Below are 8,584 nucleotides of genomic sequence, written 5' to 3' on the forward strand. Positions count from 1 at the left end.
TTCACGTTGTTTGTTTCGTTCAGTTTTCAAAGAACTACTTGGTCGCTCATTTGCGACTTCCTTATGTTAACATTTTCATCTTTCAATGTCAACTAAGTTTTTCATTTCGTTCGTCGCTTTCGACGTTATTGTCATCGGCGACTTGTTCTATATTACACCTCTATACTCTAATCGTCAATACCTTTTATCCTTTTTATTTTATAAATTATGAAGGGTATTTTTATACTTCTTCCCTAAAGATTAATAAACTAGCACAGTCCCTTTCATAATCGACAGTTTATACTTTCTAAAGAATGAATATCAAGCCAAACAAATATATATTAAAAGTAGCTTTTTTATTTAGACTTCTCTCTAGAAATTATAAATACACCATACATTTACTAAAAATCTAATTAACCTTAGGAGGCGTTATGAAATGCATGTTAATAAGAAAATCATTTATGTATCCCATGATGCCCATTTCCACGGAGCACAGCTGCTTTCTTTACATACTATTAAAGCTCTCAAAGAAAACTTTCATTACTCCGTCGCAATTATTTCTATTGGAACGGGCATTTTAATCCACGACTTTCAAAAGTATGGTCCTGTTTATTGCCTAGAGGAAGACTACCCAACGAACGAAAAGATCGAATCATTAATAAAAAAGTTATTAACACAAGACTATACCATCGCCATATGTAGTACCGTCATAAGTGGTGACATAGTTGCATTACTAGCTAAACATAATATAAAAGTTATTTCATTAATACATGAATTGCCGCATTTAATACAACAGTACTCTGCTGAGGGAAAAGCGAGAAAAATTGCCGAGTCTGCTCACAAAATTGTCTTCCCTTCACAATACGTGTATGAAAAGTTCCGTACAATCACCCAATTAGATCATCAAAAGTGCCACATCCTCCCTCAAGGTTTGTTTAACCACAATCCTTATAAGAACAATATTGCAAAAGCGAGAAACGAATTACGAAAAAAACACAACCTGCCTCTAGATAGCAAAATCATTTTGGGGGTAGGCTTCGCTGATCATCGAAAAGGGATAGATTTATTCTCACTTATTGCTTACTCAGTAAGAAAGATTCATAAAAATATTCATTTTATCTGGGTTGGGAAAACAGATGTTCATTTTTTAAACACGCTATCACCAAGATATACAGCACATTTTACATTAGTGGATCCTACTCCAGATATCGGTTTATATAACGCTGGGGCTGATTTATATTTATTAACTTCAAGAGAAGATCCTTTCCCAAACGTGGTTTTAGAAGCATTAGATACAAAACTCCCTGTTATAGGGTTTAAAAACGCTGGAGGTTTTGAAGATGTTGTTACGGAACAAACTGGCGCATTAGTAGACTATTTAAACTTACCGATGATGCTGGAAAAAATATACGAATTTATCGGGGATGAAGATTTACGATTACAAAAAGGGACCTTTGGCCAAGAACTTATTGAAAAAAATTTCAACTTTCTTCATTACATTTATCAATTATTAAACTTGCTTGAGCATAATTATAAAAAAATAAGCGTCATTGTACCGAACTATAATTACGAAAAATACTTATCCGAACGAGTTAAATCAATATTAAATCAAACCTATCCCCTTTACGAACTAATTTTCCTAGACGATGCCTCTACTGACAATAGCGTATCTATATTTGAAAAGCTGCTCTCAAACGAAAATAAACATCACCTGAAAATTCAGCAGATTATTAATGATAAAAACTCTGGTTCTGTATTTAAACAATGGATAAAAGGTGTCACTGCAGCAACCGGTGATTATATTTGGATTGCTGAGGCCGATGACTTATGTGATCAGACATTTTTAGAAGAAGTAATACAAGGTTTTCATATAGATAGTGATGTTGCCTTAAGCTACACACAATCAAAACAAATAGATGAACAAGGAAATATATTGGCCAATCATTATTTAGATTACACAAATGATATTGATAAAGAAAAATGGCAGAGTTCTTATGTGCGAAAAGGGATAGATGAAATACAAGATACGTTACTTATCAAAAACACCATACCTAATGTCTCAAGTGTAGTTTTTAAAAACATAGATATAAAAACAACAGCAAAACAATTGGAACAGTTTAAAATAGCCGGTGATTGGTTTTTCTATGTTTCTATCCTTAAAGAGGGGAACATTTATTTCAATCCAAAACCTCTAAACTATCATAGACGACATACAAATAGTGTAACGAGAGCAGAAGATTCATATTCCCATTACAGTGAAGTTGTACAAATGCAGAATTTCATTAAAGAAACCTTTACTATCGACGACATTTCAAAAAAGAAAATGTACGCATATCGAAAGTATCTTAAAGCATATTTGAAGGTTTAATTATATATTTTCTTTATCATCAGTATCTCTTGTAAGACATTACTATTATTTAAGGAGGGTTACTCTTTGAAAGAATTTATAGAGGCAAATAAAGATTTGATTTCTCAAATTGCACAGAACTACAATGTAAATGCAAGTATCCATCCGGAGGATCATATCTTTCAATTCCTAGTCACGAATCCAGTCTTTCCGTCTAAAAAAGAAGCAATAGATTATTATTTTAAAGATGGAAGAAAATCAGCAGAAACACTCTTAGATTTAATGACTTCCTTTTATCCTCCTGTAGACACTCCAATAAAATTATTAGAATTCGCATCCGGATATGGCTGCGTAACACGCCATTTATTAAACTTACAAACGAACTTACATATAACTACCTGTGATATACATGAAGAGGCTATTAGTTTTATTGAACGCACACTAAATATTTCATCTATCTTATCTCACCCTGAGCCTGAACAAGTAAAATTATCGTCTACGTATGATATCGTTTTTTGTCTATCCTTTTTTTCTCATATGCCTGATACAACTTGGTTTCGTTGGCTGCAAACATTGTATAACGCTGTTTCACCTGGTGGTTTATTCATTTTCACAACCCATGGCTATCAAAGCAAAAAATACTTCGGGTTTCCAGATTTAAATAAACAGGGTTATTGGTTTCTTCCCTCTAGTGAACAACTGGATTTAGATGTGCATCAATACGGGCAAACGATCGTTAGTCCCTCTTACGTATGTGACAAAATTAAATTATTACCTTATAATCCTATCATCAAAAAATACACTGAAGGTTTTTGGTGGGAACATCAAGATCTTTGGGTAATACAAAAAGAAATAAAATAATAAACCATGCTCTACTTATACAGAAGTAGGGCATGGTTTATTATTTTTTACTATATAAGAACTCTTCAATCCATAGCTTATTTAATCTAATTCCACTTTTGAAATCCACTTTCGGTTCCCAATTACATTCTCGTCTTACCCTATCTATATTTAAAATGATTTTTTGAACATTTTCTTGCTTTTGTTTATAGCAGATAAAGTCCACTTTTCTTTCTGTTAATTTTTCCAATTCTACTATAATTCGTTTTAAAGAGAGACCCTTGCCGCTGCCTATGTTATACACACAAGATTTCAAGCGATTTAATTGTGATAGTTGTATAGTGATTTCCACTAAATCATCGATATAAATATAATCTCGAATAATCTCTTGTGGATCCCCATATATATTAATCTTTTCATTACTGAGATGCTGATACAAAAAACAGTTTATTGCTCCAACTTTCTTTAACGGGTTTTGATATTTTCCATATGGATTAGAATATCTACATACAACATAGTCCATTCCATACTTTTTCTTATAAAAGTACAAATAATTTTCAAGCGACACTTTTGTTATTCCATAAGGAGATAGTGGTTTTAATGGATGTTTCTCATCAATAGGTAAATATTCTGGTTCACCATAAACTGTGCCTCCAGAGGATGCTAATACAATTTTTTTAATAGGGAAACGTTTAACAGTTTCCATGAAATTAAGAAAAAAAAAGCTACTGTTCCTATCTCCAAAAACATCTTCAATTGAAGTTGTTACATTAGACGTTGCAGCTAAATAAATAATAATATCCACATTTACTAAAGCCTTATATATATCTTCAACATTTGCTAAATCACCTTTAATAAATTCAACATCACTTATAAGATTTTGAGGGAAATTATTTATATGCCTGGAAAATACTTTTACATTTTGACCTTGTTTCAATAAACCTAATGCGAGGTTAATACCAATGAAACTATTTCCACCTACTATTAAATAATTATTCTTCCCCATAATATCCTCTCTAATAATAAAATTTTTGCTTATCACACCTAGAAATACAAATAAATGAACTTGGACACTTTTATTACTTCTTTTCTTATAATTGTATGCCTCTTATACATTTTCATTATCTTTATTTTATATTTCCCTTTTAGAATCGCTTTCTTATTTAAGACGAAAGCAAAATACACTCATAATATTTACTCATTCTCATGAATATATTGGATTAATAAAAAATTCTCTTCTATACCCTTAAAAAAGGAGTGTTAAACTCATGAAAAATATAAATCAAAAGTTTTTAGAGTACATCATTCTACATAAAGATCGAATTCCGCATTTCCATAAGGATTTTCCCCTTATATTATTTTGGAGTCATAGAAGCGGATGTACCGCATTAGCTAATTGGTTCTTCTTTCAAATTGGATTATTTCCTGAAGCAAAGAAATACAATGATTTTATTCATTACTATGAATTCTGGGTATATAAAAATAACCCCAATTATATACAAGCGGTACATAACGGTCTTCTAGAAGCAAAAAAACATGTTTGTAAACTCGTACGAAATCCCTATAAGAGGGCCGTTAGCTCATTTTTATTACTTGCTGACAATCCTTATGCTAGTCCTCAATGGAATAGTATCCGAAAGTGTTTTTATAATGACAAGCATAGTAAACAAGGAATATCATTCAAACAATTTTTATATTACGTTCAAGCACTTGGTTCCAATTCCCAAGTAATAGATATGCACTTTAGTCAACAATACGTCCAAGGTGAAGAAGCCTTTATCCAACGCTATATACCTTTAGAAGATTTTAATAAGCAAATTCCCAAAATAGAAAACGAATACGGTTTGATTAAATCTGACCTAACCAAACTTACAAGTTCAGGTCATCATCGCGCTCACAAGATGGTTTATACAGGAAGCTATGCAGAACTTAGCATTACAGATGAAGCCTTTCCCCGATTTCCAACATACGCAAGCTTTTATGACAAAGAAACAATGGATCTAGTTACAGAAATATATGCAAAGGACTTTGAAATGTATCCATACACGAAAGGGATATTTTAAACCCCTACGTTTTTCAATGAATAAAAGCAAATGTATCGCATAGCATAAAGTGAAACTTTAATTAGCGTTGGGTTCTCCCCGCTAATTATTCCCTTCTACCAATCTTACTTTTATGGTTTCCCTAATTTCTACCCACTCTCTTTAGTTTCACATGTGTCTGATACTATCCATAAAGTTAGGGCATTTACGGGCAGTTCATCTCCCACCTAACTTTTTTGCTCCAGCCGGATTTTGGGTTGAGAGCATTACTGCCATGAAAATACTGGGGGATATACATTGCATTTTATACAGGAGGGATGTCATGTGGAAGGTAATTTGAAGCACAATAATGGCTACTGCGTTATTTGTGAGAAGGAAGCTACATTTATAGAGCATAATGATTGGCTTAGAGATCACTATTTATGTTCTACATGCCACTCTATACCGAGGCAACGAGCTTTAGTTCATGTCTTAAATACATTTTTTCCAAAATGGGGTTCCTATCATATCCACGAGTCCTCACCAGGAGGGATTACAACTCAACTACTGATGAAAAACTGTAAAAACTATACATATTCTCAATACTTTAAAAACTATCCTCTCGGTCAATACTTTCAAGGAATTAGATGTGAGAATTTAGAAAACATGACTTTTCAAAATGAATCTTTTGATTTATTCATTACGCAAGATGTCTTTGAACACGTAATGGAGCCAGGGAAAGCCTTTAAAGAAATAGAACGTGTCTTAAAGCCTGATGGCGCTCATGTGTTTACCGTCCCTTGGTACCATACACTCCCAAAGACTTTACAAAGAGCAAGAAACAATAAAGAAGGAATTGAGTATATGGAAGAGCCAATTTATCATGGAAATCCTATTGATGAGAAGGGGGCTTTAGTAACATTTGATTGGGGCCAAGATATGATTGAATATATTTATACACATGCAAATATGTATACAATTGTTTATTTACAAAAGGATAGATCACTAGGATTAGATGCTGAATTTCTACATGTTTTTATTAGTAAAAAACATGAATATAATTTTTAGGCATTATATAATTTGGAGGTTAACAAATGAATAACTTTAAGTTAGGAAATGATTTTGATAACCTTGTTAGTCCTCTTTCTGACGTTGAACTTCTAAATCTATTTATACAAAGTTGCTCGCAAACAAAGATAAATGGCATCCCAGTACCTATGTTCCCCTCTGAAGAAATTCAACAACAGTTTGTAGGAGCTTCCTATGAACATGCTCTTTATGAAGCATATTTGTTTTATAGCCATGTAAAAACATATGCCCAAAATTTAGGTGTTCCCTTGAATAAAGAACGTAAAATTTTAGACTTTGGTTGCGGATGGGGAAGAATTATACGCTTTTTTTTCAAAGATGTTCGTGATGAAAATTTACTTGGTATTGATGTAGATCCCGCAATGATTAACATTTGCAATGAAACGTTAGGAAGAGGAATATATAAAACAGCCAATCCACAACCTCCTGTAGAATTTATTAGTGACAATTCATTAGACATCATATTCGCTTATTCTGTATTCTCACATTTATCCGAAGAAACTGCAGAACATTGGATAAAAGAATTTTCAAGAATTCTTCGTCCAGGTGGCATCTTCATAGCCACAACACAAGCGCGCTATTTTCTCGATTACTGTCAACAATTCAAGGAACACCCTGAATTCATTCAAACGGGTTGGCATAAAACTTTATCACAAGCTTTTCCAGATATAAATCGGGCCATCTCGGATTATGAAAGCGGTAATTTTGTCCACAGTCCTACAGGAGCGGGAGATGTTAGAAATAGTAGCTTCTACGGAGAAACGGTTATACCTAGAACTTATATTAAAAATCACTATGAGAAGTATTTAAAGCTACGGGACTTTTTTGATGACGCAAGCCGATTACCCCAAGCCCTATTTGTTCTCCAAAAAGATTAACTCTTTTCCTACATGGTAATGCGCATAATTTTATAATGAAAATCACTTTTCATCTCAGCCATATATTAAATCATACAAGATTCCTCTATCGAGCAAACTGTAAAAACGAATTCAATATGAAGCACAACAAAATAGTAAGTAAATAATCGATCTAGCGCTTTAAACTCGATTCAAAAAATCAAAAGTAACTTCCCCCCACTTTGAACTACAAAGAACATAAGGAGGATATACCTTGAAAATAATTGCTTTTTACTTACCGCAGTTTCATCAAATAAAAGAAAATGACAAATGGTGGGGAAAAGGTTTTACTGAATGGACAAATACTAAAAGTGCACGACCTTTATTTGCAGGACATTATCAACCTAGAGAACCTTATCAAGATTTTTATTATGACTTAACGGACCCATCCGTAAGAAAATGGCAAGCAAAAATTGCCAAAACACACGGCATATATGGTTTTTGTTATTACCATTACTGGTTTAAAGGGAAAAGACTATTGGAGACACCCTTTAATGAAGTACTTAAGACGGGCGAACCAGATTTTCCATTTTGCCTTTCTTGGGCAAATGAACCGTGGACAAAAACTTGGGATGGTCTTGATAGCCATATATTAATGCCTCAAAATTATGGAGAGTTATCGGATTGGAAAGAACACTTTGACTATTTATTACAAGCTTTCCAAGATGAAAGATATATTCGTATAGATGATAAACCACTATTCATTATTTATCGTCCTGGGCATATCCCTGACTGTGAGCAAATGCTTAATTACTGGGATACACTCGCACAAGAAAATGGTTTGAAAGGTATATACTTTGTAGAAACATTAAACAGCTTCCCACTTCCTAATATAAATGGGTTCGATGCTAGCATTCAATTCGAGCCTTTTTATACAATTGCTCATGATAGCTCTCCAGACATAAATAAGACAATATATGAGTCTGGTAAACAAATAAACGCTTGGGATTATGATAAAGTTTGGATGTATATACTAAAGCGATCTCCTCCAGAGAAAAAAACATTTCCCGGTGCCTTTGTTGACTGGGACAACACAGCACGTCGCAAAGACTTAAATAGCAGCATCTTCCTCGGTTCTACTCCTGAGAAGTTCACGATATATTTAAGTAAGCAAATCCATCGTACCTATTCTCTTTACAACAGCGAGTTTTTATTTATTAATGCGTGGAATGAATGGGCAGAAGGTACTTACTTAGAACCAGATAAAAAGCATGGATTCGCCTATTTAGAAGGAGTTAAACAGGCAATTAAGAGAGGTATGAAAGCATACAAAAAAGACGAGTCATTCTGACTCGTCTTAAAGTTGCTTGGCGACGTCCTACTCTCACAGGGACAAGGTCCCAACTACCATCGGCGCTAGAGAGCTTAACTTCCGTGTTCGGTATGGGAACGGGTGTGACCTCTCTGCCATC

Annotated in this window: 7 protein-coding genes and 1 rRNA gene; 6 read left to right on the forward strand and 2 right to left on the reverse strand. The window is 33.6% G+C overall.

What is annotated here, in order from left to right:
- The first annotated feature begins 415 nt into the window (after positions 1 to 415).
- Together ACTFO4_RS30175 and ACTFO4_RS30180 are read left to right on the forward strand one after the other, a co-directional pair.
- Positions 416 to 2,347 (forward strand): glycosyltransferase, encoded by a 1,932-nt coding sequence (locus ACTFO4_RS30175; RefSeq protein ID WP_242259708.1) that lies wholly within the window; start codon positions 416 to 418, stop codon positions 2,345 to 2,347.
- Between the two features lie 66 nt (positions 2,348 to 2,413).
- Positions 2,414 to 3,187 (forward strand): class I SAM-dependent methyltransferase, encoded by a 774-nt coding sequence (locus ACTFO4_RS30180; RefSeq protein ID WP_000657497.1) that lies wholly within the window; start codon positions 2,414 to 2,416, stop codon positions 3,185 to 3,187.
- Positions 3,188 to 3,227: 40 nt separating this feature from the next.
- Here ACTFO4_RS30180 and ACTFO4_RS30185 read toward each other — a convergent pair whose 3' ends face one another.
- On the reverse strand, positions 3,228 to 4,172 hold the full coding sequence (locus tag ACTFO4_RS30185; protein WP_063535509.1) for an NAD-dependent epimerase/dehydratase family protein: 945 nt from the start codon (positions 4,170 to 4,172) through the stop codon (positions 3,228 to 3,230).
- A 262-nt stretch (positions 4,173 to 4,434) separates the two neighbouring features.
- Between ACTFO4_RS30185 and ACTFO4_RS30190 the strand changes: the two genes are divergently transcribed.
- The 4 genes from ACTFO4_RS30190 to ACTFO4_RS30205 all read left to right on the forward strand — a co-directional run bounded on the left by ACTFO4_RS30190 (position 4,435) and on the right by ACTFO4_RS30205 (position 8,463).
- The gene (locus ACTFO4_RS30190; protein ID WP_000790060.1) at positions 4,435 to 5,229 is read left to right on the forward strand and encodes a sulfotransferase family 2 domain-containing protein; all 795 of its coding nucleotides are present in this window, start codon (positions 4,435 to 4,437) and stop codon (positions 5,227 to 5,229) included.
- Between the two features lie 303 nt (positions 5,230 to 5,532).
- Positions 5,533 to 6,255 (forward strand): class I SAM-dependent methyltransferase, encoded by a 723-nt coding sequence (locus ACTFO4_RS30195; RefSeq protein ID WP_017674346.1) that lies wholly within the window; start codon positions 5,533 to 5,535, stop codon positions 6,253 to 6,255.
- A 26-nt stretch (positions 6,256 to 6,281) separates the two neighbouring features.
- Positions 6,282 to 7,154 (forward strand): class I SAM-dependent methyltransferase, encoded by an 873-nt coding sequence (locus ACTFO4_RS30200; protein WP_001058688.1) that lies wholly within the window; start codon positions 6,282 to 6,284, stop codon positions 7,152 to 7,154.
- Positions 7,155 to 7,386: 232 nt separating this feature from the next.
- Complete coding sequence (locus ACTFO4_RS30205) at positions 7,387 to 8,463, forward strand: glycosyltransferase WbsX family protein (protein ID WP_000690964.1); 1,077 nt, start codon at positions 7,387 to 7,389, stop codon at positions 8,461 to 8,463.
- A gap of 14 nt (positions 8,464 to 8,477) precedes the next feature.
- On the opposite strand, the gene rrf is transcribed toward ACTFO4_RS30205, so the two are convergent.
- Positions 8,478 to 8,584, reverse strand: a 5S ribosomal RNA gene (rrf, locus tag ACTFO4_RS30210); the annotation flags it as partial.

This window comes from Bacillus cereus group sp. MYBKT14-1, from assembly GCF_051915185.1.
GTDB lineage: Bacteria > Bacillota > Bacilli > Bacillales > Bacillaceae_G > Bacillus_A > Bacillus_A cereus.

Bases quoted from the DNA above. Each gene is read 5' to 3' on its own strand.
- ACTFO4_RS30185 (WP_063535509.1), bottom strand. From the start codon at position 4,172: ATGGGGAAGAATAATTATTTAATAGTAGGTGGAAATAGTTTCATTGGT.
- ACTFO4_RS30200 (WP_001058688.1), top strand. From the start codon at position 6,282: ATGAATAACTTTAAGTTAGGAAATGATTTTGATAACCTTGTTAGTCCT.
- ACTFO4_RS30175 (WP_242259708.1), top strand. From the start codon at position 416: ATGCATGTTAATAAGAAAATCATTTATGTATCCCATGATGCCCATTTC.
- ACTFO4_RS30190 (WP_000790060.1), top strand. From the start codon at position 4,435: ATGAAAAATATAAATCAAAAGTTTTTAGAGTACATCATTCTACATAAA.